Source organism: Falsigemmobacter faecalis (genome assembly GCF_003863335.1).
Lineage (GTDB): Bacteria > Pseudomonadota > Alphaproteobacteria > Rhodobacterales > Rhodobacteraceae > Wagnerdoeblera > Wagnerdoeblera faecalis.
Window position 1 is genome coordinate 180837 of sequence record NZ_RRAZ01000003.1, and the last position, 22186, is coordinate 203022.

Here is a 22186-nt window from a genome sequence, read left to right on the forward strand (position 1 = left end):
GGCCAAGGCTGCGCCTGACGCGGCGATTTGTCAAAGGGAAGCGATGGTGACCCCGAGTGGATTCGAACCACCAACCTGCCCCTTAGGAGGGGGCTGCTCTATCCAGTTGAGCCACGGAGCCATCCCCCCGCTCTTGCCGAAAAAACGCCGCCGATGCAACCGGTCTTGCACTTTGCCACGCCTGCCGCTTTCGTCTAGAACCAAAACCAGGTGACGTGAGGGAGGGGCGCAGCATGGCAGAACAGCCAAAACCGGGACAACCAAGGCCGATCCCACCGCGCCGTCCGCTGACGCTCCGCGATGTCTCCGAAAGATCCGGCGTCTCAGAAATGACCGTCAGCCGCGTGCTCCGGAACCGCGGCGATGTCTCCGAGCCGACGCGCCAGAAGGTCCTCCTTGCCGCCCGCGATCTCGGCTATGTCCCCAACCGCATCGCAGGCGCTCTGGCCAGCCAAAGGGTCAATCTCGTCGGCGTTGTGATTCCCTCACTCTCCAATCAGGTCTTCCCCGAGGTGCTTCAGGGCATCTCAGACGTGCTGGAAGAAAGCGGCCTGCAGACGGTCATCGGCGTCACCCGTTACAGCCTCGCCCGCGAAGAGGAAGTGCTCTACGAGATGCTGTCCTGGCGCCCCTCGGGCATCATCGTGGCGGGCCTCGAGCATTCCGACGCCTCCCGCGCCATGCTGGCCGCAGCTGGCATACCGGTGGTTGAGATCATGGATGTGAACGGCACGCCGGTCGACAGCATGGTCGGCATTTCGCACCATCTCGCAGGACGCCGGATGGCGCAGACCATCCTGACAGCAGGCTATCGCCGCATTGGCTTTCTTGGCACCAAAATGCCCGACGACCACCGCGCCCGCAAACGACTGGAAGGCTTTGAGGCCGCGCTCTGCGAGGCCGGCCTGACGGTCGAGGCGCGGGACTTTTACGACGGCGGCTCCGCCCTGCAAAAGGGCCGCGAGATGACGGCCGCGCTCCTGCAGCGGCACCCCGATCTCGATTTCATCTATTGTTCAAACGATATGATCGGCGCCGGCGGGTTGCTGCACTGCCTTGAGCAGGGCATCGATGTCCCCGGCCGCATCGGCCTTGCCGGCTTTAACGCCATTGAGCTGATCCAGGGCCTGCCGCGCCGCCTCGCCACCATGGACAGCTGCCGCCGCGAAATTGGCCGCCGCGCGGCTGAAATCATCGCCGCAGGCCGCGCAGGCCAGGCCCGGAGCGGCCAGGTGATTGAGCTGGAGCCCGCAATTCTGCCCGGCGATACCATCCGCCGCGCCTGATTTTGGCTTTTTAAAAATACTCCCGGGTGGGGTCCGGGGCGGGCAGGCAGCCCGCCCCGGCGCTCTCCGTCAGCCCCGAAGCTTTTTCAGCAGCGCCTCATTCACATAGCCATCCGGCGTCTGCCCCGCCGAGGCCTGCCAGGCGCGTACCGCATCCATGGTGCCCGATCCGGTCACCCCGTCGACCTCGCCCTGATAGAACCCTTGCGCCGCCAGACGGCTCTGGATCTCTTTGCGCTCAGCCTCGCTCAGCGCGCGGTCGCTGCGCGGCCAGGCCCGCTGCAACCCGCCCCGACCCGCCAGCTGATCAGACAAGAGACCAATGCCCATCACATAGCTGTCGGCATTGTTGTAGCGAGAGATGACGCGGAAGTTGTCAAAGATCATCAGCGCCGGGCCATTGGCCCCCGCCGGCATCAGGATTGAGGCCGGCCCATAATCCGAAATCCGCCCGCCGCGCACCGATTGCACGCCCTGGGCCTGCCACTGCGCCGGGGACTTTTTGATCGACTTGCCCGCCTCGCGGAAGCCTGCCGGAACCGTGACCTCAAGCGCCCAGGGCTGGCCGCTCTTCCAGCCCATCTTCGCCAGATAATTCGCGGCCGAGGCCAGGGCATCGGTCGGATCCTCCGACCAGATATCGCGACGCCCGTCGCCGGTGAAATCCACCGCATAGCTCAGATAGCTCGTCGGCATGAACTGCGTATGCCCCATCGCCCCCGCCCAGGAGCCGCGCATATTCTCCGGGCTGGTATCGCCCGACTGCAGGATTTTCAGCGCCGCAATTAGCTGCTCTTCAAAAAACGCCCCGCGCCGACCGTCATAGGCCAGGGTCGCCAGCGAGGAGATGATCTGCTTTTTGCCGCGGTTCACGCCGTAGCTGGTCTCCATGCCCCAGACCGCTGCGACCACCTCTTTGGGCACACCGTAGCGCGCCTCAATGGCCGACAGCGCCCGGCCATGCTGCGCCAGCGCATTGCGCCCGTTGCGCAGCCGGGTGTCTGAGACCGCAGAATCGAGATATTCCCAGATCGGGCGCGAGAACTCAGCCTGACGGCGATCAAGCCGGATCACATCGGGATCATAAGCGGCCGAGGCCAGCGCCCGGCTGAGCACCTGATCCGAGATCCCCTTGGCCCGGGCCCGGGCGCGGAAGCCTGCGGTCCAGCGCTCAAAGCCCGCGCGTTGCTCGGCACTGGCCGGGGTGACCGGCGCGGCAGGGGCAGGGCTGGCCGCAGGTCGGTTTCTCAGATGCTCCGGCGCGCCATAGCTGCAGGCGGTGGGCAGAAGGACAGCCGCAAAAAACCCGGCAAATCTGAGACCTTTGTACATGAAAAAACCTGTTCGTGACTGAGTGCTGCTCTTTTGTCGCAACCTAGCGACAAAAGAGCGCTCTGCACAGTCCCGCAGCAGGTTTCACTTCCGGCTGCGCACCACCCTGCGGGATTTCGCCGGTTTCTCGCCTTCGCGCCGCGTGCGGCTTTTGAAGGGCTTACCCCGTCCGCCCTTGCGCCCTGGCCTTCCACGACCCGAGGGCAGGCTCTGGTCATCAATGCTCAGCAGCTCAAGGATCAGCCCGCCCGAAATCGGAGCCGCCTCGCGCAGCCGCACGGTGACGCGGGCGCCAATGCCGATCTCAAGCCCGGTCTCCGCGCCCATCAGGGTCTGGCTGTCGGGGTCATAATGGAAGAACTCGCGCCCCACCTCACGGATCGGCACCAGACCATCGGCCCCGCTTTCATCCAGCCGCACGAACAGACCGAATTTCTGCACACCCGAGATCCGGCCCGAAAACTCCGCGCCAACCCGATCCGAAAGCCAGGACGCCAGATAGCGGTCCGAGGTATCGCGCTCCGCCGCCATCGAGCGGCGCTCGCTGTCGGAGATCTGCTTGGCGGTCTCTGCCAGCAGGTCAATATCATCGCGGCTTAAGCCGTCATCGCCCCAGCCATGCGCCTTAATCAGCGAGCGGTGCACGATCAGGTCCGAATAGCGCCGGATCGGCGAGGTGAAATGCGCATAATCCTTCAGCGCCAGGCCAAAGTGGCCCAGATTGTCCGGCCCGTAATAGGCCTGGGTCATCGAGCGAAGGGTGGTCAGGTTCATCAGCTCCTGATGATCCGTGCCCGCCGCCTGCTTCAGCAGCGCGTTCAGATGCGCCGTCTTCAGAACCTGCCCCTTGGCCAGCGTAAAGCCCGAGGCCAGCGCCGTCTCGCGCAAAGCATCAATCTTATCCAGCGCAGGCTCTTCGTGAACACGGAAGAGAAGCGGCGATTTCAGCTTCTGCAGCTCTTCTGCCGCGGCCACATTGGCCAGCACCATGAATTCTTCGATCAGCTTATGGGCGTCAAAGCGGTCCTTAAAGGCCACCGACAGCACCTTGCCCTCATCGCTCAGGATGATCCGCCGCTCGGGCAGATCCAGCTCCAGCGGCTGGCGCACCCCGCGTGCCTGCTTCAGCGCGGCATAGGCCGCATAAAGCGGGCGCAGAACCGTTTCCACAAGCGGCGCGGTCTTCTCATTGGGGCGACCGTCAATCGCCTCCTGAACCATCTCATAAGACAGCGAGGCTTTGGAGCGCATCAGCCCGCGCGTAAAGCGCTGCGCGATCTTGTGCCCCTGGGCATCGATCCGCATCTCAACGGCCATACAGGCGCGGTCGACATTCTCATGCAGCGAGCAGAGATCCCCCGAGAGCGCATCGGGCAGCATCGGCACCACGCGATCCGGGAAATAAGTCGAGTTGCCGCGCTTTTTCGCCTCGCGGTCCAGGGCTGAGCCGGGCGTCACATAATGCGCCACATCCGCAATCGCCACCCAAAGGCGGAAGCCGCCGGGGTTTGCCGGATCTTCATCCGGGAAGGCCAGAACCGCATCATCGCGGTCGCGGGCATCCACCGGGTCAATGGTCACCAGATCGAGATGGCGCAGATCTTCGCGTTTGCCCAAAGGCGCCGCTTCGGCATTTTCCGCCTGGCGCAGTGCATCTTCCGGGAACACATCCGGGATGCCGTGCTGGTGAATCGCAATCAGCGAGACGGCCTTCGGCGCGCCCGGATCCCCCAGACGCGCAACGATTTTCGCGCGCGGCAGGCCCAGCGACTGGCGCTTGCCAAAGAGTTCTGCCTCAACCAGTTCGCCGTCTCTGGCATCCGCCGCGTTCTCACGGCTGATGGCCCATTCCTTCGCTTCGCCCTTGTCGATGGGCAGAATGCGGCCGCCCTCAGCGCCCAGACGGAAAATCCCAAGGATGCGCTGTGCGGTCTGGCCCAGCTTGCGGATGATCCGGCCTTCATAGGCGTAATCCTGATCTGCAACCTTCTCCAGCCGCGCCAGCACCCGGTCACCCCGCCCGACGGCCGGATCCTCGCGTCCCGTCACCATCAGAATGCGCGGGGGTTCCCCCTCAACGCGCCATTCGAGAACCGTGGCCCAAAGATCGCCCGAGCGGTCGGGGCCGGTAATCTCAATCACCTGGATCGGCGGCAGATCCCCCGGCTCGGCAAAGCGGCGGGCTTTCTTTTCAAGAACCCCTTCACCGGCAAGCTCTTTGAGCATGCGCTTTAACTCAATCCGTGCCGCGCCCTTGATGCCAAAGGCACGGGCGATATCACGTTTTGCGGTCTCGCCGGGGTTCTCGGCGATCCATTTCAGAAGGTCCTGGCGGGTCGGAAGCTGTTTCATCCGCTGCCCCTAGCATGAGAGCGCACAAAGGTCATGCTGAAAAGCCTGTGAGCTCTGCGCGGTGGCCGGTCTGCACGCGCCGCAGATTGCCGCAGCGCCGGGGCGGCTTTGGGCGCAGGCTGCGTGGAAATTCATCGCCGATGACCTGCCCTGACACGGCCTGCAACGAAGGTGACTGGGCGGTGCCCAGCGGGCCATCATCGCGGCCATGACCGCCCGGATCCCGACCTGAGCGACACTTCTTTCGATGTTGCAGACGAGTGCGTTCAATAGAATGTCCGTTTCACCACCCCTCAATTTTCCGATCAGAAAACCGGTCGCGCCCATCCGGACCCTGAGAGTGCCGAACGGATCCCGGACCGTGCCGGGGCGGACAGCCATGGGCTCTGTCAGTCTGATCAGCGGCACATCGCCCACCGCGCCGCGCCTCTTCCCCATGCAACCCGCTCAGTCGCCGGTCCGGTGACGGCGTCGTTCCAGCCCATCCTCCCCGGTGATGTGGCAACAGGCCGGCGACCTTCCACACACCGATGCGTCGGCAAAGACCGACGATCCGGACACAGCTGCGGCCAGTGCCAGGGCAAAAGTCAGCGATGGCCCTGTGGTCCGGAACAAGCCAGCGGTTCAGCCAAATGAATGCAACCTTGCGTCTGGCCTCGCGTTCGAACCTGCGGCTCGACGGGTTCCGGTTCAGATAGCCGTAGGTGAACAGCCGCAGCAGCACGGCAGGAGGACAGCCGGGCCGACCGCGGCGGCACCGCGCGCCCGAAATCCAAATCTGTCAGATCAACCACCCGGACCAGAGGCTCCTCATAGATCCGGTCCCCGAGCCGATCCGGAGACCGGACCGTCTGCCCAGGCGCAACGCTGTCGATGAAGTACGACAGCCGATCCCAGCCATGAAAAACTTCCATAAACCTGAGCTTCCACAGACAGCCGGCTGGAGCCGCAGTTGATCTCATGGTCGCGGGGGGCAGCTTGCCGCGCAACCCGTCAGGCTGGTCGTGACCGGCGACGGCTCCCGCCGCTTCCCGCCCTGCCTCTCAAATGGCCTGATGCAAAAGGCGACGGTCTCCCGTCGCCTTTCAGAACCTGTGATCAGAGGTTCAGGGCCGCTTGCTCTGTCCCCTGATGATCCTGGCGGCAGATCAGCCGTTGGCGGCGCGGATCTGCTCAGCTTTCTCTTTGTCAAATGCCACGCCGCTGCTCTCCAGCAGAGTGTCCAGCTCACCCGAGAGCGTCATTTCAGTGATGATGTCACAGCCGCCGACAAATTCGCCCTTCACATAAAGCTGCGGGATGGTCGGCCAGTCGGAGAAATCCTTGATTCCCTGACGGATTTCCGCATCGGCCAGAACGTTCACATCGGCGTATTCGATGCCCATGTAGTTCAGAATCCCGGCCACGCGGCTTGAGAATCCGCATTGCGGCATCATCTTGTTGCCCTTCATGAAGAGCACGACGTCATTCGTTTCGATCGTCTCGCGGATCTGGTCCAGAGCGCTCATCTCATCATTCCTTTTGCCGAAGGCCGCGCCTTCATCTTATTTCGATCGCCGCGCCACCATCACCAGCCCGACGAGGACAAGGACAGCCAGCACAACCCAGATCATTATTCGGGTGCCCGCGTGGTCAGTGCCAGGGCATGCAACTCGCCCGCAGGACCGTCCATTTTGCCCTTCAGTGCTGCGTAAACCAGACGCTGCTGCTGAACCCGGTTCAGGCCTTTGAAGGAAACATCCACAATTTCCGCTGCAAAATGCGCGCCATCGTCGCCCTGAACGGTGATCACTGCCTCCGGGAAAGCATCCCGCAGAAGATTTTCGATATCCTGGGCCTGAATCGCCATAGTCTGCTCCTTCGCACCTTCATCTCAATCTAGGCTTGGCCCCGCGCCCCTGCAAGCCACCCGCAATGCAAAGCGACGCCCGAAGGCGCCGCTTTGGCTTTTCTGAAATACTCCGGGGTCCGGGGCAGAGCCCTGGCGCGCCGCGGCTTCAGTCTTTTTTCGCCACACGTGCGTTGCGGGTCGCAATCAGCTTCAGACGCAGGGCGTTCAGGTGAATAAAGCCCGCAGCATCACGCTGATCATAAGCGCCGGCGTCTTCTTCAAAGGTCACGTGCTTTTCCGAGTAAAGCGAATGCTCAGACCAGCGGGCCACAGTGGTGGCCGAGCCTTTGTAAAGCTTCACGCGAACGGTGCCGGTGACATGTTCCTGAGTCTTGTCGATCAGCGCCTGCAGGGCCTCACGCTCGGGCGAGAACCAGAAGCCGTTGTAGATCAGCTCTGCATAGCGCGGCATGATCGAGTCCTTCAGGTGACCCGCGCCGGAATCCAGCGTGATCTGCTCAATCCCGCGGTGCGCTTCCAGCAGGATGGTGCCACCGGGGGTCTCATAGACGCCGCGCGACTTCATGCCCACGAAGCGGTTCTCCACGAGATCCAGAACGCCGACGCCGTGTTTGCCGCCCAGTTCGTTCAGTTTGGTCAGAATGGTGGCCGGCGACATAGCTTCGCCATTGATCGCAACAGCATCACCCTGCTCAAAGGTGATTTCAACCATTTCTGCCTCATCCGGGGCCTGCTCAACCGGCACCACGCGCTGCAGCACATAGTCCGGGAATTCATCGGCCGGGTTCTCCAGCGCGCGCCCCTCTGAGGAGGTGTGCAGCAGGTTGGCGTCAACCGAGAAGGGGGCCTCACCGCGCTTGTCTTTCGCGATCGGAATCTGGTTCGCTTCAGCAAACTCAATCAGCTTGGTGCGCGAGGTCAGATCCCACAGGCGCCAGGGCGCAATGGTTTTGATCGAGGGATCCAGCGCCGCGACACCCAGCTCAAAACGAACCTGGTCGTTGCCCTTGCCGGTCGCGCCATGCGCCACCGCATCCGCGCCGGATTTCTGTGCCAGCTCAACGAGATATTTCGAAATCAGCGGGCGCGCAATCGAGGTGCCCAGCAGATACTGGCCTTCATAGACCGCATTGGCGCGGAACATCGGGAAGACGAAATCGCGCACGAATTCTTCGCGCAGATCGATGACGTGGATGTTTTCTTCTTTGATCCCGAGCAGCAGCGCTTTCTGACGCGCCGGCTCCAGCTCCTCGCCCTGACCGAGATCAGCGGTGAAGGTGACCACTTCGCAACCGAATTCGGTTTGCAGCCACTTAAGGATGATTGAAGTGTCGAGACCGCCCGAATAGGCCAGCACGACTTTTTTAGGCGCAGTCATCAGATATCTCCCGGACCAGGATGCGGAGTTCCGATTATCCCCATTCTCCCCCCCAGGCAAGCGTTGCGGGCCGCCCTGTCGGGGACTGAAAGCTCTCAGCGCTCCTTCTGTGCAGATTTTTCGCGCCTTTGGCGGCCCGAGGGTATAGAGGGGCGCCATCCGGCCTGTATTGAGAGTCCAACGATGACCGCTTTTGCCCCCGCTGTCCGTGACGCCATGACCGCGCTTCGTGATCTTTTTGAAATCACCCCGCTGCAGCGTAACGATCTGCTTTCGCAGCGATATGGGGCCGAGATCTGGATTAAGCGCGAGGATCTGACCCCGGTGCGAAGCTACAAGCTGCGCGGCGCCTTCAACGCGATGCGCAAGATCCGCGCAACGCGTCCGGAGATGCGCAGCTTCGTCTGTGCCAGTGCAGGCAATCACGCCCAGGGAATGGCTTACGCCTGCCGTCATTTCGGTGTTCAGGGAACGATCTTCATGCCGGTCACCACGCCGCAGCAGAAGATCGACAAGACGCGTATGTTCGGCGGCAGTAATGTCGAGATCGTCCTGACCGGGGACTACTTCGACCAGACCCTTGCCGCAGCCCAGGGCTTCTGCACCCGCCAGGGAGCGGTCTTCCTCTCGCCCTTTGATGACGCGGACGTCATCGAAGGTCAGGCGACGGTGGCGGCTGAGATCCTGGAGCAACTCGGCACCGCTCCGGATCTGGTGGTTGTGCCCGTGGGCGGCGGCGGGCTTTCCGCCGGGCTGACCCGTTATTTCGCAGAGGTCGCGCCCCTTACTGAGATGCGATATGTCGAGCCGGAGGGTGGTAAGAGCCTTGCGGCCGCTGTGGCCGCCGGTGCGCCGGCCACTCTGTCCCAGGTTGACAGCTTTGTGGATGGCGCGGCTGTGGCGCGGCTGGGGGATCTGACATTCACAGCGCTTTCGCAGGTTACCCCCGCGCAGGTTCTGGCGGCGCCTGAGAACCGCATCTGCGGAACCATGCTCGAGATGTTGAATGTTGAAGGCATCGTACTTGAGCCGGCAGGCGCGCTGGCCATTGATGCCCTGAAAGATCTCAAGGGCGAAATTCGCGGCAGGACAGTAGTCTGCGTTGCTTCGGGCGGTAACTTTGATTTCGAGCGCCTTCCTGAAGTCAAAGAGCGCTCCATGCGGTTTGAGGGCGTGAAAAAATACTTCATCCTGCGTCTGCCCCAGCGGCCTGGCGCATTGCGGGAATTTCTCTCTCTGCTGGGACCGGATGATGATGTTGCGCGTTTTGAGTATCTCAAGAAATCCGCCCGCAACTTCGGCTCCGTCCTTTTGGGGATTGAGACGAAACAGCCGGAGAATTTTACCGCACTTCTGGCGCGTCTGGAGGCTGCTTCCTTCGTGCTCCGCGACATCACTCATGACGAATCTCTGGCTGAGATTCTGATCTGATCGGGGCTGCCATGCCGAGGTGATCCAGAAGCCGGGCGCGGCTGTCCTGCCATGCCGCGTCCAAAGCGTCCGGGCTGATCGCCAGCTGCAGACCCTGTCCTGCTGCAATTTCGGCCTCGTGACAAAGCGCGCTGAAGCCATCCAGCCCCAGATTGCGCGCCGCGCCTTTCAGGAAGTGATAATCTGCAGCCGGGTCCTTTTCAGGTCCTTTGTCGATCATACGCGAAATTACGCCATCTGTTTCCTCCAGGAATAGCACGATCAGATCGGCGAAACCTTCGTCGCCGACATCCGCTCTGAGGTCATTCAATTGTCTCAGGTTCAGCATCTGCCGCTCTCCAGTTCGACCAGACTGGGCGATTCGGGTTAAAATCTCCTTCACAAAAAATTCTGCAGCCCTTCACGCTCAGTTAATTTCTCTGAGCCAGACTTCATGCAGTTTTCGGAAGAAGTGGACGCAGATGTGACGGCAATAGCAGATGTCGCGATGGCGGAATGCGTGGTGCCCCGGGGCGGGGGGCGGCGTATTCTTGTGGTCGATGACAGCGCTGCACAGCGCAGGCTGATCCGCATTTCGCTGGAGAAATGGGGATACCTGGTCGCGGAGGCTTCGTCGGGCGCTGAAGGGCTGGACCTGTGCCGCCGGGAGGGGTTTGACCTTGTGATTTCGGACTGGGTTATGCCTGGATTGACGGGTCCGGAGTTTTGTCGGGCCTGGCGAAGTCTGCCGGGGGCGCATTTCGGCTACTTCATTCTGGTGACGTCAAAATCCGGTAAGGAAGAGGTCGCGGCGGGGCTTGAAGCTGGTGCAGATGATTTTCTGACCAAGCCTGTAAGCGCCGCGGAACTTCGGGCGCGTTTGCGGGCGGGGGAGAGACAGCTCGATCTGCGCGCTGAGTTGCAAAGCAAGAATGATCAGCTTGCAGAGGCGCTGAGCGAGGTGCGTCGGCTCTGGTCAACACTTGAGCACGACCTGGCAGAGGCCCGGCGCCTGCAACAGCTTCTGGTCCGCGGGCGGCATCTGGATCTGGGGCGGGCAACGGTCAGCTTCAGTCTGCATCCGTCCGGGCATGTTGGCGGAGATCTGGTTGGCTACATCCCGCGTGGGAGTGGTCGGGTGGCCATTTTTTCGATTGATGTCTCGGGTCACGGCGTGGCAGCGGCCATGCTTGCGGCGCGGCTCTCGGGGATTTTCGCTTCGGCCTTTAAGGAAGGAGACGTGCTTTACACGGAGAATCGGCGGGAAATCGGCCTGCCTGGCCCGCGGCAGATCACAGAACGGCTCAACCAGCTGCTGCAGGTAATGGGGCTGGATCACTATTTCACATGGGCCTGTGCCGAAATGGATCTTCGAAATGGTCGCGTGGCTCTGGTTCAGGCGGGCCATCCCCATCCGCTGCTGCTGCGAACAGATGGCGCCGTTGAGATGGCAGGGCCTGGCGGGCTGCCGGTGGGCCTGATCGCCAATGCCAGCTGGGAGGAGGCGGAACTTCATCTTCAGCCGGGAGAGCGGCTGATGCTTATGACCGACGGATTGACCGAATGCCGAAACCCATCCGGACAGGAATTGGGCGATGAGGGCCTGATGGATCTTGTGCGCCGGAATTCCAGCCTGCGTGGCGAAGCTTTTCTGCTGGCTATTGAACAGGCCCTGATCGCTTTCAACGGCGGGCCGGACTTTGCGGATGACCTGTCCTTCGCGGTGATCGAATGGCGTGGCTGATCAAAGCAGGCTTTGCAAAAAATGGCGATCACCCGGATTCCCCAGAACAGCGCCGGCTTTTGTCGGGGTCATCCAATGGGCACTGTGGCCCGCCTCCCGCGGCGGGCCATGGCGCAGGGCGGGACGGGCCAGATAAACGGTACAAAGCTTTTCCGCCCAAAGGTGATACTCCGGCATGAAAGTGAACCGGCGAAACGCACCGAGGCGCCTTGTGAGATGGATGGTCCAGCCTGTCTCTTCAAGGACTTCGCGGTGAAGGGCCGCAACGGGATGCTCTCCTCGTTCAATGCCGCCGCCTGGCAGCTGGAATTCAGGCCATGGGTCAGCCTGGTGGGTCAGCAGCATCCGGCCGTCGCGCATCAGAATGGCATATGCGCCAGGGCGCAGACGGTAGCGTCGTCCGGATTCAGGCGGGGCATCAAATCGGCGGATCATGGCGGGCTCTTGGCGATGCAGTCTTTGCGCCTATATAAGGGCCAGACTGCCCCGGGGCCAGGAGTTCCCGGGCCTGTAAGGAATTTCCTCATGACAAGCACCCCGCCGATTTGGGACGACAGCGTCCTGCCGTTCCAGCTTGACCTTGCCGATGTGCGCGGTCGCGTTGCCCGCCTCGATGGGGCGTTGAACGCGATTCTGGCCCAGCATGACTATCCTCCGGCTATTGAGGCCCTGGTGGCTGAAACAGCTTTGCTGACCGCGTTGATCGGGCAGACCATTAAGCTGCGCTGGAAGCTGAGCCTGCAGGTGCGCGGCAATGGTGCCGCCCGCCTCGTGGCGACCGACTACTACGGGCCGACCGAAGACGGAGAGCCTGCCCGCATCCGGGCCTATGCCAGCTATGACAAAGACAGGCTGGACCCTGATGCCGAGCCCTTCTCGCAGATCGGTGAAGGCTATTTCGCCATTCTGATCGATCAGGGTCAGGGAATGGTGCCTTATCAGGGGATTACCCCGATTTCGGGTAAATCTCTTGCAGAATGTGCCGCATCATATTTTGCGCAGAGTGAGCAGATCCCGACCGACTTCAAGCTCTCCTATGGTCGCTCGCAGCTTCCGGGCCGCAGTGAAGGGTGGCGCGCCGGTGGCGTGATGATCCAGCACATGCCCAAGGCGTCGCCCTTCGCCAAAGAAGCTACGGGCGAGGGTGGGCTGCTGGCCGCTGCCGATCTCCTGCATGGTGAAGATGCTGATCACTGGAACCGCGCCACGGTGCTGATGCAAACCGCCGAAGAGATGGAACTGATCGGGCCGAACGTGACCCCTGACCGGCTCCTGTATCGGCTGTTCCATGAAGAGGCACCGCGGATTTATGACCGTCAGCCGATCGTCTTTGGCTGCTCCTGCTCGGAAGAGAAGGTGCGCAACAGCCTGTCGATCTATTCGGCCAAGGACATCGCGCATATGACAACGCCGGAGGGGGAAGTGACTGCTGATTGTCAGTTCTGCGGCGCGCATTACGTGCTTGATCCGGCGACCGTTGGCTTTGAAGCCCGCGGGGAGACTGCGGTTGAGTGATCCACAGACGCGTCTGCAGGCGGCCCTTCAGGCCGCGCGGCTCGCGACATCGGATTATGATCTGAACCCCGGGCGGACCTCGCCCGGGATTCCTCTGCGCGCGGCGGCGGTGCTGATTGGTCTCCAGGAGGCTCCGGGCGGCACGAAGGTTGTCCTGACACGGCGGTCGGCGGCGCTGCGTCATCACGCCGGGCAGATTGCTTTTCCGGGCGGTAAACTTGACGCGACAGATGCCGATGCCACGGCTGCCGCTCTGCGCGAAGCCTGGGAAGAGGTGGGTTTGTCACCCGATCTTGCGCAGGTGATCGGCCATATGCCGGCCCATGAAACTGTGACGGGCTATTCCATTACGCCGGTTCTGGCGACCATTGACCCCGCCTTTCGCCCAACCGCCGAGCCGGGTGAGGTGGCGGAGGTCTTTTCCGTGCCCTTTTCGCATCTCACGGAGCTGAGCCGTTACCGGGTTGAGCGGCGGATCTGGCAGGGAGAGTGGCGTCGGTATTACGTCGTGCCATGGGGCCCCTATTACATCTGGGGCGCGACGGCGCGGATGCTTTTTGCGCTGGCAACCGCGATGAATGCGCGATGAAGATTACCGGCGACTGGCTGCAGGCCCCTGAGACGCAAAGGCTGTTTCAGGCCTTTGCGGGCACGGATGTGCAGCTTTTCTTTGTGGGCGGCTGTGTGCGCAATGCCCTGATCGACGCCCCTGTGGCGGATGTCGATCTGTGCTCGGATGCCCCGCCCGATGCGGTGACGCGTCTGGCGGAAGCGGCGGGGCTGAAGGTGATCCCGACGGGGATTGAGCATGGCACTGTGACCGTTCTGGTCCAGGGCACGCCCTTTGAGATCACGACCTTCCGCAGCGATGTGGAGATGGATGGCCGCCATGCCACCGTCGCTTTTTCCAAAGATATTCATGAGGATGCGGCGCGTCGGGATTTCACCATGAACGCGCTTTATGCCAATGCGGCGGGGGAGATCCTCGATCCGCTTGGCACGGGTGTGGCCGATGCGCTGGCGAGGCGGCTGCGCTTTGTCGGTGATCCGGTGGCCCGGATTGCTGAGGATTATCTGCGCATTCTGCGGTATTTCCGCTTCTATGCCTGGTATGCCGATCCTTCGCATGGCCCGGATGTTGAGGCGCTGGCCGCGATTTCGGAAGGTGCAGACGGTCTTGGCGGAATTTCGAGAGAGCGTATCGGTGCCGAGATGCGGCGCCTGCTTGCCGCGCCGGATCCTGCCCCCGCCCTTGCGCTGATGCAGGCCTCGGGCGTTTTGACCGAAGTGCTGCCCGGCGCGGATGCAAAAGCCGTGGCGGTTCTGGTGCATCTTGAGGATCAGGCCGAGCCCGACTGGCTGACGCGGCTTGCGGTGCTGGGCGGTGAGAACCCAGGCCCCGCTTTGCGGCTGTCGCGGGTTGAGGAAAAGGCGCTGCAGCAGATGCGCAGGGCCATGTCGCTTCCTGCAGCGGAGGCGGCCTACCGGCATGGCGCACATATCGCGCGGCAGTCGCAACTGGCTTTGCAGGCGCTGATGGGCCAGCCTTTGCCGGTGGGGCTTGAGGCGCAGATCGCGAAGGGGGCTGCGGCGGTCTTTCCAATTCGCGCGGCCGATCTGGCGGAGCGGTTTCAGGGCCCCGCGCTTGGCCAGGCTCTGCGCGAGCGTGAGGCGCGGTTTATTGCCTCGGGCTTCGGCCTTGGCCGCGGGGATCTGCTTTAAGCGCCGTCCACCGCTCGGATCAGTTTGCGCTCGAGCACCCGCAGGACCTGGGGCAGTTCATGCCCGCGGCGCAGGATCTGCCCATCCTGGCTGACAACCGCATATTGCCCCTGTTTGGCGCGCAGTTTCGGGCGCTTTTCGATGCGGTAAAGCGGCACCTCGGCAGCGCGGCGGAAGACGGAGAAGATCGCCACCTCGCGCATCATATTCAGCGCGTAATCGCGCCATTCGCCCGCCGCAACAAAGCGCCCGTAAAGCGAAAGGATCTGGCCCAGTTCATGGCGGTCAAAGGCCACCCGCTCAGGCGCGGGGGGCTGTTGGGCGGGAAAGGGAAGCGGGCTGTCAAGGCTCATGGCGCTCAGCTTAGCCTGCTTCCCCTGGCTTGCAAGCCCTCAGCCGTTCTCGCGCAGGATCGAGCCCGCCAGATAAAGCGAGCCGCAGATCACCACCCGCGCGCCCGGATCGCGGGCGAGGATGTCGCGCAGCGCCTCGGTCACGCTTGCGGCTTCAAGCGCCTCAAGGCCTTCTGCACGGGCGGCGGCGGCGGTGTCCGATGCGGGCAGGGTGGCGGTTTCGCCCGGGATCGAGACCGCATGCAGGCTGGAGAGATGCGGGACAAGCGGGCGCAGGAAGCCGCCGATATCCTTGGTGTTCAGCATGCCGCAGATCGCATGGGTCGGCCGTTTCGGCAGCGCCGCAAGGGTGCCTGCCAGCGCGCTCCCCGCCGCCGGATTATGGCCACCGTCGAGCCAGAGTTCCGCGCCCTGCGCCAGATCGACCAGCGGTCCGGTCTTCAGGCGCTGCATCCGCGCGGGCCAGAAGGCGGTGGTGACAGCGGCCTCGCAGGCGGCCTCATCAAAGCCGAGATGGCGCAGCGCGGCGATGGCGGCGCCTGCGTTTTCAATCTGATGCGGGCCCGGCAGGTTCGGCAGCGGCAGATCGAGAAGCCCGCGCTCATCCTGACAGATCAGGCGGCCACGCTCAGACCAGGACTGCCAGTCGCGGTTGGCGACCATCAGCGGCGCATGAAGACGCTCGGCCACGGCTTCAATGGCCTCCAGCCCCTCAGAGGTCTGCGGGCCGATGATGGCGGGCACGCGCCGCTTCAGGATCCCGGCTTTTTCGGTGGCGATCAGCCCCACGGTCTCGCCCAGATACATCTGGTGATCGAGCGAGACCGGAGTGATCACACAAAGCGCCGGGTCTGTGATCACATTGGTCGCATCAAAGCGCCCGCCAAGCCCCACTTCCAGCAGCAGATAATCCGCCGGGATGCGCGAGAAGGCCAGAAAGCCGGTGCAGGTGGTGATCTCAAAGAAGGTGATCGGATCCCCGGCATTCACCCGCTCCACCTCAGCCAGCAGCTCCGCCAGATCAGGCTCTGAGATCAGCTCTCCCGCCACGCGGATCCGCTCGTGAAAACGGGCGAGATGCGGCGAGGTATAGGCATGGACCTTTTTGCCCGCCGCCTCCAGCCCCGCCCGGATCATTGCCTGGGTCGAGCCTTTGCCATTGGTGCCGGCAATATGGATCACCGGGGGCAGCCTGCGTTCGGGGTTGCCGAGTTTGTCGAGCAGCACCTGCATGCGGTCGAGCGAGAGGTCGATCACCTTGGGGTGCAGCGACATCAGGCGGGCAAGCAGGTCTTCAGAGGCGGGGGACTGGCTCATGGCAATGATCCGTCAGACAGAGAAAAGGCCACCCGCGAACGGATGGCCGGAAAGGTCAGCAGGGGCGCGGCGCGGTTACGCCTGCGGCTCGGCCGGGGCGGGCGTTTCCGCCACTTCCGCCGGAGCGAGGTCGCCGTGCACCGGTGAGGACTGGCCGGTCAGCATGCGCAGAATGGTCGCCAGCTCGCTGCGCAGCTCTTTGCGGTGGGTCACGCGGTCGAGCATGCCGTGATCGAGCAGATATTCCGCACGCTGGAAGCCCTCGGGCAGCTTTTCGCGGATGGTCTGTTCGATAACCCGCGGGCCGGCAAAGCAGATCAGCGCATTGGGCTCGGCAATCTGCACATCGCCCAGCATCGCATAAGAGGCCGTCACACCGCCCGTGGTCGGATGTGTCAGCACCACGATATAGGGCAGATTGGCCTCTTTCAGCATCTGAATAGCCACCGTGGTGCGCGGCATCTGCATCAGCGAGAGGATGCCTTCCTGCATCCGCGCGCCGCCCGCGGCCGAGAAGACCACGAAGGGACGACCAAGTTCCACCGCGCGCTGCGCACCGGCGATGAAGGCATTGCCGACATACATGCCCATGGAGCCGCCCATGAAGCTGAAGTCCTGCGCGCAGGCCACCACGGGGGTGCGCAGGATTTCGCCCTCGGCCACCAGCATGGCTTCTTTCTCGCCGGTGGACTTCTGGGCCGCTTTCATGCGGTCGGGGTATTTCTTCTGGTCGCGGAACTGCAGCGGATCCACGATCGGCTCGGGCACTTTCACTTCGAGGAAAATGCCGCCGTCAAACAGCGCCGCAAAACGGTCGCGCGGTTTGATCCCCATGTGGTGGTCGCAGTTGCTGCAGACGTTCAGATTGTCAGCCAGTTCCCGGTGGAACAGCATCGTCCCGCACTCCGGGCACTTGGTCCAGAGGTTCTCGGGCATTTCGCGCCGCGAGAAAAGCGAGTTGATTTTGGGTCGGACGTAATTGGTGATCCAGTTCATATTTGTCCCCTGCCGCCGGCTGAACCCCGCAAATAAGGTGTTGGGGCCGGATTTGCAATCAGGCCCCGACGATTGGCGGAACAGGCCTCAGCTCAGAGCTGATCCTTCAGGCGGAAACGCTGAATTTTTCCGGTCGCGGTCTTCGGCAGCGCGCTCACAAAACGGATGCGCCGGGGGTATTTATAGGGCGCAATCATTGATTTTACGTGATCCTGAAGGGTTTTGCAGAGGGCCTCATCGCCGGTCTGCCCCTCAGCACAGACGACAAAGGCTGAGACGATCTGCCCGCGTTCAGCATCAGATTCGGCGATGACGGCGCATTCGGCCACCGCCAGATGCTTGAGCAAAGCGGCCTCCACCTCGGGGCCTGCGATATTATATCCCGCTGAGATAATCATATCGTCAGAGCGCGCCGCGAAGTGGAAATAGCCCTCTTCGTCCTGCCAGAAGCTGTCGCCGGTCAGGTTCCAGCCCTTCAGGACATATTTTTTCTGCCGCTCATCCGCGAGATAGCGGCAACCGGTCGGGCCGCGCACCGCAAGCCGGCCGATGTCGCCGCGCGGCAGCTCCTTGCCCGCCTCATCGACGATCTTCGCCTCATAGCCGCTGACGGGCTTGCCGGTGCAGCCGGGGCGGTGGTCGGTAAAGCGGTTCGACAGGAAGATATGCAGCATCTCGGTCGCGCCGATCCCGTCGAGCATGGGCTTGCCGGTGCGTTTGATCCATTCCTCATAGACCGGCGCGGGCAGGGTCTCTCCGGCGCTGACCGCCGCGCGCAGCGACGACAGATCCGCCCCTTCCGCCATGGCACGCAGCATGACCCGGTAGGCCGTGGGGGCGGTAAAACAGACGGTCGCTTTATATTTCTGAATGATCTCAATCATATTCTGCGGCGAAGCAGTCTCCAGCAGGCAGGCGGTTGCGCCAAAGCGCAGCGGAAAGACCGCAAGCCCCCCGAGGCCGAAGGTAAAGGCCAGCGGCGGTGAGCCGATGAAGACATCCGAGGGCTGAACATCCAGTACCTCTTTGGCATAACCATCCGCGATCGCCAGAATGTCGCGGTGAAAATGCATGGTGGCCTTGGGCGCGCCCGTGGTGCCCGAGGTGAAGGCCAGCAGCGCCACATCATCGCGCCCCGTCGGGACGGGGGCAAATTTCACCGGCTTATCAAGGGCCAGGCGGTCAAGCTCGGCCTCGTGGCTGGCGGTGCCGTCGAAGGCCACAATATGGCGCAGGAATTTTGAACTGGCGGCGCAGGCCTGCATCTCCTCCATCAGGCGGCTGTCGCACAGCGCGTGGGTGATCTCGGCCTTATCGACGATCTGCGCCAGTTCCCCCGCCCGCAGCATGGGCATGGAGTTGACCACAACCGCCCCTGCGCGGGTCGCGGCCAGCCAGCAGGCCACCATGGCCGGGTTATTGGCCGAGCGGATCAGCACCCGATTGCCGGGTTGCAGCCCGTAATCTTCGACCAGCACATGGGCGATGCGGCTGGTCCAGTCGGCCAGCTCTTTATAGGTGCGCCGCCGCCCGTTGCCGATCAGCGCGGTGTGATCGCCAAAGCCGCGCTCGACCATGCGGGTGGTCATCTCTTCGCCCGCATTCAGCCAGTCTGGATAGCTCAGGCTGCCCTGCGGCAGCTCCGGCCAGAGCGCGGCGGGGGGGAGATTGTCACGGGTAAAACTATCGCTGTGGCCCGAAGGGCCGAGGGCAGGTGCAGACATTCCGGTTTCCCTGTGGTGCGGGCCTCTGACGGGCCCTTTGCAGAATGTAAAAGGCCCCCCTTTCGGGAGGCCCTGTAGTTTAAGCTTCGTCGGGGATGACGGCCGTTGCCTCAATCTCGACTTTGGCGCGATCCTCCACCAGAGCGACCACCTGAACCAGGGCCATGGCGGGGAAATGTTTGCCAAGCGTGTCGCGATAGGCGCTGCCGATCTCACGCAGAGAGGCGAGATAGTCTTTCTTATCCGTGACATACCAGGTCAGGCGCACGATATGCTCTGCCCGTCCTCCGGCGCAGGTCAGCACCTCAAGGATGTTCTGCAGGGTCTGGCGGACCTGACCTGCCAGGTCATCGGTCTCAAATTCCTGCTGACCGTTCCAGCCGATATGACCGCCGAGAAAGACCAGTTTGCCCCGGGCGGCCACGCCATTGGCATAGCCTGCCGCGGCCTTCCAGCCCGAAGGGTGAAGAAATTCATGCGGAGAAAGCTCGCTCATCACGCGCTCCTTGAAATTAACCGTCGAGGGTGGCGCGGGCGATGACGACTTTCTGGACGTCACTCGCGCCTTCATAAATACGCAGGGCCCGGATTTCGCGGTAGAGCCCCTCTACCGCCATCCCGTGCCGGACACCGTCTCCTCCGTGAAGCTGCAGTGCCGCATCAATGACGCGCTGCGCGGCCTCGGTGGCGTAAAGCTTGGCCATGGCGGCCTCACGGGTGATGCGGGCCGCGCCCTGATCCTTGGTCCAGGCGGCGCGGTAGACCAGCAGGGCTGCGGCATCCACCTCAAGCGCCATATCGGCGATATGGCCCTGAACCATCTGCAGTTCATGCAAAGGCGCGCCGAAAAGCTGGCGGGATTTGACGCGCGAAAGCGCCTCATCCAACGCCCGCCGCGCCATGCCAAGCGCCGCCGCCCCCACCGTGGGCCGGAAGATATCGAGCACCGACATCGCAATCCGGAAACCTGATCCCGCCTCACCGATCAGCGCCGAGGCGGGCAGGCGGATGTCATTAAAGCGCAGATGCGCGAGGGGATGGGGGGCGATGACCTCAATCCGCTCAACCACCTCAAGGCCGGGGGTCTCGGCGGGCAGCAGGAAGGCCGAAAGACCCTTGGCGCCCGGCGCCTCACCCGTGCGGGCAAAGACCACGTAAAGATCGGCGATACCGCCGTTGGAGATATAGGTTTTCTCGCCCGAAAGGAGGAAGTGATCCCCCTCACGCCGCGCCGTGGCCGTTGAGCGCGCCACATCGGAGCCCGATCCCGGCTCGGTCAGCGCAAAGGCCGAGATCGCCTTGCCCGCGCGGGTGCGCGACAGCCATTCCTGCTGCTGAGCACTGCCGAAAAGGGTCACCGCCCCCATCCCAAGCCCCTGCATCGCAAAGGCAAAATCGGCGAGGGCGTCATGGCGGGCCAGGGTCTCACGGATCAGGCAGAGGCTGCGGACATCCAGCCGCTCACCGCTGGTGGCACCGCTATGCACCAGCCAGCCGCCTTCGCCCAGCATCCGCACCAGGGCGCGGCAGGCGGCATCGGTGTCGCTGTGATCCACCGGCAGATGCGCGGCGCACCAGGTATCCAGCGCTTCGGCCAAAGCGCGGTGGCGGTCCTCAAAGAAGGGCCAGGTCAGAAAGCTGCGGTCTGCCAAAGTGGTCTCCTCAGATCTCAAAGATGGCCCGCCCGATGTCCCCGTCGGGCGGGCCGTTCGGCTGCGCGGCTCCCCTCGCGCGGCCGATCCGATGCTCAGTTGCCCCTGAACACCGGCGTTTCTTTCGCCACGAAGGCGTTGTAAGCGCGGGTAAAATCTTCGGTCTGCATGCAGATGGCCTGGGCCTGGGCTTCGGCTTCGATCGCCTGATCGAGGCTCATGTTCCATTCCTGGTTCAGCTGCGTCTTGGTGATGCCATGGGCAAAATTCGGACCCGCCGCGATGCGGGCGGCCAGTTTCTGCGCCTCAGCGTCCAGATCCGCCGCCTCATGCAGGCTGTTCCAAAAGCCCCAGCGTTCGCCCTCAACGGCCGACATCGAGCGCCCGGTATAAAGCAGTTCCGCCGCGCGGCCCTGGCCGATGATGCGCGGCAGCATGGCGCAGGCCCCCATATCGCAGCCCGCAAGCCCCACGCGGGTAAAGAGAAACGCGCATTTCGCCGCCGGAGTCGCGATCCGCAGATCCGCAGCCATGGCGATAATCGCCCCCGCGCCCACGCAGATCCCGTCCACCGCGGCAATCACCGGCTTGGTGCAATGGAGTATCGCTTTGACCAGATCCCCGGTCATCCGCGTGAAGGCCAGCAGCTCCTTCATGTTCATCTTCGTCAGCGGGCCGATGATCTCATGCACATCGCCGCCCGAGCAGAAATTGCCACCCTGCGAGGCGAAGACCACCACATCGATATCGTCGGAGTAGGGCAGGGCGCGGAAGGTGTCGCGCAGCTCGGCATAGCTTTCAAAAGTCAGCGGATTTTTACGCTCAGGCCGGGTCAGGCGAATGGTCGCGATACGGTCTGACACCTCCCAGGAAAAATGCTGCGGCTTCAGGCCTGCCAGATCACTTTGCTGCATTACGACGCTCCCCCATGCGCTTCAGAATGGCGCTCATTGTGTCGAGATCCTCATCGGGAAGATCTGCAAAAATCCGGCTGACCTCATCCGAGTGATCCCTTGCGAGGGTCATGAAACGCGTGGTCCCCGCTTCGGTCAGCGAGACAAAGACCGTCCGCCGGTCGGTCTCTGAGGGCGAGCGTTTCACCAGCCCGTCTTTCTCAAGGCGGTCGACCACGGCGGTCGCATTTCCGTTGGAGACCAGCAGCATACGGCTGAGATCCGACATGCTGATCGCCTCTCCCCGACGCCAGAGGGCGGCCATCACGTCAAAGCGCGGCAGCGTGGTGCCATGCGAGACGCGCAGAAACTCCCGCAACTCGGCTTCGGCCGCGCGGGTGGTCAGCAACATGCGCAGCCAGAGCTTGAGTTCCCGCCGGTTGCGGTCGTTGTCGTCCTTCATGCTGCCCGCCCCGCAACAGAGGGGGCGGCAGGGACGGCGGATACGGCCGGGACGCGGGGGCAAAGCATGGCAACCTCTCAATTCAGTGCCTCCAGGGTAGCAGGACTGAAAAATTCTTCAAACTTAAAATTTCTGGCTTAAAGCAAAATTGGCCTGCCTTGCGAAGCGGCCGAAACTCTGGCAACCGACGCGCTTGT

General features: G+C 62.9%; 21 protein-coding genes, 1 tRNA gene and 1 pseudogene. 6 read left to right on the forward strand and 17 right to left on the reverse strand.

The genetic code is table 11. From position 1 onward, the window contains the following. Nucleotides 1–44: 44 nt before the first annotated feature. Nucleotides 45–121: transfer RNA gene (locus tag EG244_RS03040), tRNA-Arg, on the reverse strand. A 112-nt stretch (nt 122–233) separates the two neighbouring features. Here EG244_RS03040 and EG244_RS03045 point away from each other — a divergent pair. Continuing rightward, complete coding sequence (locus tag EG244_RS03045; protein WP_124963537.1) at nt 234–1286, forward strand: LacI family DNA-binding transcriptional regulator; 1053 nt, start codon at nt 234–236, stop codon at nt 1284–1286. Nucleotides 1287–1355: 69 nt separating this feature from the next. Here the strand turns inward: EG244_RS03045 and EG244_RS03050 are convergent, their stop codons facing one another. From EG244_RS03050 to EG244_RS03075, 6 genes and pseudogenes are all read right to left on the reverse strand, one after another. Beyond that, complete coding sequence (locus EG244_RS03050; RefSeq protein ID WP_124963538.1) at nt 1356–2618, reverse strand: lytic murein transglycosylase; 1263 nt, start codon at nt 2616–2618, stop codon at nt 1356–1358. Nucleotides 2619–2702: 84 nt separating this feature from the next. Continuing rightward, entirely contained in the window at nt 2703–4970 is a 2268-nt protein-coding gene (gene rnr, locus EG244_RS03055) for a ribonuclease R (protein ID WP_124963539.1), read from the reverse strand. Between the two features lie 517 nt (nt 4971–5487). After that, nucleotides 5488–5884, reverse strand: a pseudogene (locus tag EG244_RS20815) (transposase); the annotation flags it as partial. A 234-nt stretch (nt 5885–6118) separates the two neighbouring features. Continuing rightward, nucleotides 6119–6478 (reverse strand): Grx4 family monothiol glutaredoxin, encoded by a 360-nt coding sequence (grxD, locus tag EG244_RS03065; RefSeq protein ID WP_124963540.1) that lies wholly within the window; start codon nt 6476–6478, stop codon nt 6119–6121. Between the two features lie 104 nt (nt 6479–6582). Continuing rightward, nucleotides 6583–6819, reverse strand: coding sequence for a BolA/IbaG family iron-sulfur metabolism protein (locus EG244_RS03070; RefSeq protein ID WP_124963541.1), 237 nt, complete (start codon nt 6817–6819; stop codon nt 6583–6585). A 148-nt stretch (nt 6820–6967) separates the two neighbouring features. Then, complete coding sequence (locus tag EG244_RS03075; RefSeq protein ID WP_199737761.1) at nt 6968–8203, reverse strand: argininosuccinate synthase; 1236 nt, start codon at nt 8201–8203, stop codon at nt 6968–6970. A 180-nt stretch (nt 8204–8383) separates the two neighbouring features. Between EG244_RS03075 and ilvA the strand changes: the two genes are divergently transcribed. Beyond that, the gene (gene ilvA / locus EG244_RS03080; protein ID WP_124963543.1) at nt 8384–9631 is read left to right on the forward strand and encodes a threonine ammonia-lyase IlvA; all 1248 of its coding nucleotides are present in this window, start codon (nt 8384–8386) and stop codon (nt 9629–9631) included. On the opposite strand, the gene EG244_RS03085 is transcribed toward ilvA, so the two are convergent. Next, nucleotides 9594–9959 carry an Hpt domain-containing protein gene (locus tag EG244_RS03085; protein ID WP_124963544.1) on the reverse strand — a complete coding sequence of 122 codons (366 nt, stop codon included), beginning with the start codon at nt 9957–9959 and terminating at the stop codon, nt 9594–9596. The two genes, ilvA and EG244_RS03085, sit on opposite strands and share 38 nt — an antisense overlap. Nucleotides 9960–10064: 105 nt before the next feature. On the opposite strand from EG244_RS03085, the gene EG244_RS03090 reads away from it, so the two are divergent. Further along, complete coding sequence (locus EG244_RS03090) at nt 10065–11354, forward strand: PP2C family protein-serine/threonine phosphatase (protein ID WP_233588901.1); 1290 nt, start codon at nt 10065–10067, stop codon at nt 11352–11354. Here EG244_RS03090 and EG244_RS03095 read toward each other — a convergent pair whose 3' ends face one another. Then, nucleotides 11355–11789, reverse strand: a complete 435-nt coding sequence (locus EG244_RS03095) for an NUDIX domain-containing protein (RefSeq protein ID WP_124963545.1) — start codon at nt 11787–11789, stop codon at nt 11355–11357. Between the two features lie 90 nt (nt 11790–11879). Between EG244_RS03095 and hslO the strand changes: the two genes are divergently transcribed. From hslO to EG244_RS03110, 3 genes are read left to right on the forward strand one after another with little or no spacing between them, the layout of a single operon-like run. Continuing rightward, complete coding sequence (gene hslO, locus EG244_RS03100; protein ID WP_124963546.1) at nt 11880–12869, forward strand: Hsp33 family molecular chaperone HslO; 990 nt, start codon at nt 11880–11882, stop codon at nt 12867–12869. After that, on the forward strand, nt 12862–13458 hold the full coding sequence (locus EG244_RS03105; RefSeq protein WP_124963547.1) for a CoA pyrophosphatase: 597 nt from the start codon (nt 12862–12864) through the stop codon (nt 13456–13458). Before hslO ends, EG244_RS03105 begins: the two co-directional genes overlap by 8 nt. Then, nucleotides 13455–14591: a CCA tRNA nucleotidyltransferase gene (locus tag EG244_RS03110; protein ID WP_124963548.1), complete on the forward strand. Its 1137-nt coding sequence runs from the start codon at nt 13455–13457 to the stop codon at nt 14589–14591. The genes EG244_RS03105 and EG244_RS03110 overlap by 4 nt, the downstream gene beginning before the upstream one ends. Here EG244_RS03110 and EG244_RS03115 read toward each other — a convergent pair. The 8 genes from EG244_RS03115 to EG244_RS03150 form a co-directional block, all read right to left on the reverse strand. Continuing rightward, nucleotides 14588–14944 (reverse strand): DUF2794 domain-containing protein, encoded by a 357-nt coding sequence (locus EG244_RS03115; RefSeq protein ID WP_124963549.1) that lies wholly within the window; start codon nt 14942–14944, stop codon nt 14588–14590. The two genes, EG244_RS03110 and EG244_RS03115, sit on opposite strands and share 4 nt — an antisense overlap. Nucleotides 14945–14983: 39 nt before the next feature. Continuing rightward, complete coding sequence (locus EG244_RS03120; RefSeq protein WP_124963550.1) at nt 14984–16261, reverse strand: bifunctional folylpolyglutamate synthase/dihydrofolate synthase; 1278 nt, start codon at nt 16259–16261, stop codon at nt 14984–14986. A gap of 75 nt (nt 16262–16336) precedes the next feature. Further along, nucleotides 16337–17257 (reverse strand): acetyl-CoA carboxylase, carboxyltransferase subunit beta, encoded by a 921-nt coding sequence (accD, locus tag EG244_RS03125; protein ID WP_124963551.1) that lies wholly within the window; start codon nt 17255–17257, stop codon nt 16337–16339. 92 nt (nt 17258–17349) lie between these two features. Further along, complete coding sequence (locus EG244_RS03130) at nt 17350–18981, reverse strand: benzoate-CoA ligase family protein (protein ID WP_124963552.1); 1632 nt, start codon at nt 18979–18981, stop codon at nt 17350–17352. A 79-nt stretch (nt 18982–19060) separates the two neighbouring features. Beyond that, a complete protein-coding gene (locus EG244_RS03135) occupies nt 19061–19477 on the reverse strand; it encodes a RidA family protein (RefSeq protein ID WP_124963553.1) in 417 nt (138 codons plus the stop codon). A 16-nt stretch (nt 19478–19493) separates the two neighbouring features. Continuing rightward, the gene (locus EG244_RS03140; RefSeq protein ID WP_124963554.1) at nt 19494–20633 is read right to left on the reverse strand and encodes an acyl-CoA dehydrogenase family protein; all 1140 of its coding nucleotides are present in this window, start codon (nt 20631–20633) and stop codon (nt 19494–19496) included. Between the two features lie 95 nt (nt 20634–20728). Then, on the reverse strand, nt 20729–21547 hold the full coding sequence (locus tag EG244_RS03145; protein ID WP_124963555.1) for an enoyl-CoA hydratase family protein: 819 nt from the start codon (nt 21545–21547) through the stop codon (nt 20729–20731). Then, nucleotides 21534–21989 (reverse strand): MarR family winged helix-turn-helix transcriptional regulator, encoded by a 456-nt coding sequence (locus EG244_RS03150; protein WP_124963556.1) that lies wholly within the window; start codon nt 21987–21989, stop codon nt 21534–21536. The genes EG244_RS03145 and EG244_RS03150 overlap by 14 nt, the downstream gene beginning before the upstream one ends. Nucleotides 21990–22186 lie beyond the last annotated feature (197 nt).

Coding starts and splice junctions, on each gene's coding strand:
- EG244_RS03045 (WP_124963537.1), top strand. CDS start 234: ATGGCAGAACAGCCAAAACCGGGACAACCAAGGCCGATCCCACCGCGC.
- EG244_RS03050 (WP_124963538.1), bottom strand. CDS start 2,618: ATGTACAAAGGTCTCAGATTTGCCGGGTTTTTTGCGGCTGTCCTTCTG.
- rnr (WP_124963539.1), bottom strand. CDS start 4,970: ATGAAACAGCTTCCGACCCGCCAGGACCTTCTGAAATGGATCGCCGAG.
- grxD (WP_124963540.1), bottom strand. CDS start 6,478: ATGAGCGCTCTGGACCAGATCCGCGAGACGATCGAAACGAATGACGTC.
- EG244_RS03070 (WP_124963541.1), bottom strand. CDS start 6,819: ATGGCGATTCAGGCCCAGGATATCGAAAATCTTCTGCGGGATGCTTTC.
- ilvA (WP_124963543.1), top strand. CDS start 8,384: ATGACCGCTTTTGCCCCCGCTGTCCGTGACGCCATGACCGCGCTTCGT.
- EG244_RS03085 (WP_124963544.1), bottom strand. CDS start 9,959: ATGCTGAACCTGAGACAATTGAATGACCTCAGAGCGGATGTCGGCGAC.
- EG244_RS03090 (WP_233588901.1), top strand. CDS start 10,065: ATGCAGTTTTCGGAAGAAGTGGACGCAGATGTGACGGCAATAGCAGAT.
- EG244_RS03095 (WP_124963545.1), bottom strand. CDS start 11,789: ATGATCCGCCGATTTGATGCCCCGCCTGAATCCGGACGACGCTACCGT.
- hslO (WP_124963546.1), top strand. CDS start 11,880: ATGACAAGCACCCCGCCGATTTGGGACGACAGCGTCCTGCCGTTCCAG.
- EG244_RS03110 (WP_124963548.1), top strand. CDS start 13,455: ATGAAGATTACCGGCGACTGGCTGCAGGCCCCTGAGACGCAAAGGCTG.
- EG244_RS03115 (WP_124963549.1), bottom strand. CDS start 14,944: ATGAGCCTTGACAGCCCGCTTCCCTTTCCCGCCCAACAGCCCCCCGCG.
- EG244_RS03120 (WP_124963550.1), bottom strand. CDS start 16,261: ATGAGCCAGTCCCCCGCCTCTGAAGACCTGCTTGCCCGCCTGATGTCG.
- accD (WP_124963551.1), bottom strand. CDS start 17,257: ATGAACTGGATCACCAATTACGTCCGACCCAAAATCAACTCGCTTTTC.
- EG244_RS03130 (WP_124963552.1), bottom strand. CDS start 18,981: ATGTCTGCACCTGCCCTCGGCCCTTCGGGCCACAGCGATAGTTTTACC.
- EG244_RS03135 (WP_124963553.1), bottom strand. CDS start 19,477: ATGAGCGAGCTTTCTCCGCATGAATTTCTTCACCCTTCGGGCTGGAAG.
- EG244_RS03145 (WP_124963555.1), bottom strand. CDS start 21,547: ATGCAGCAAAGTGATCTGGCAGGCCTGAAGCCGCAGCATTTTTCCTGG.
- EG244_RS03150 (WP_124963556.1), bottom strand. CDS start 21,989: ATGAAGGACGACAACGACCGCAACCGGCGGGAACTCAAGCTCTGGCTG.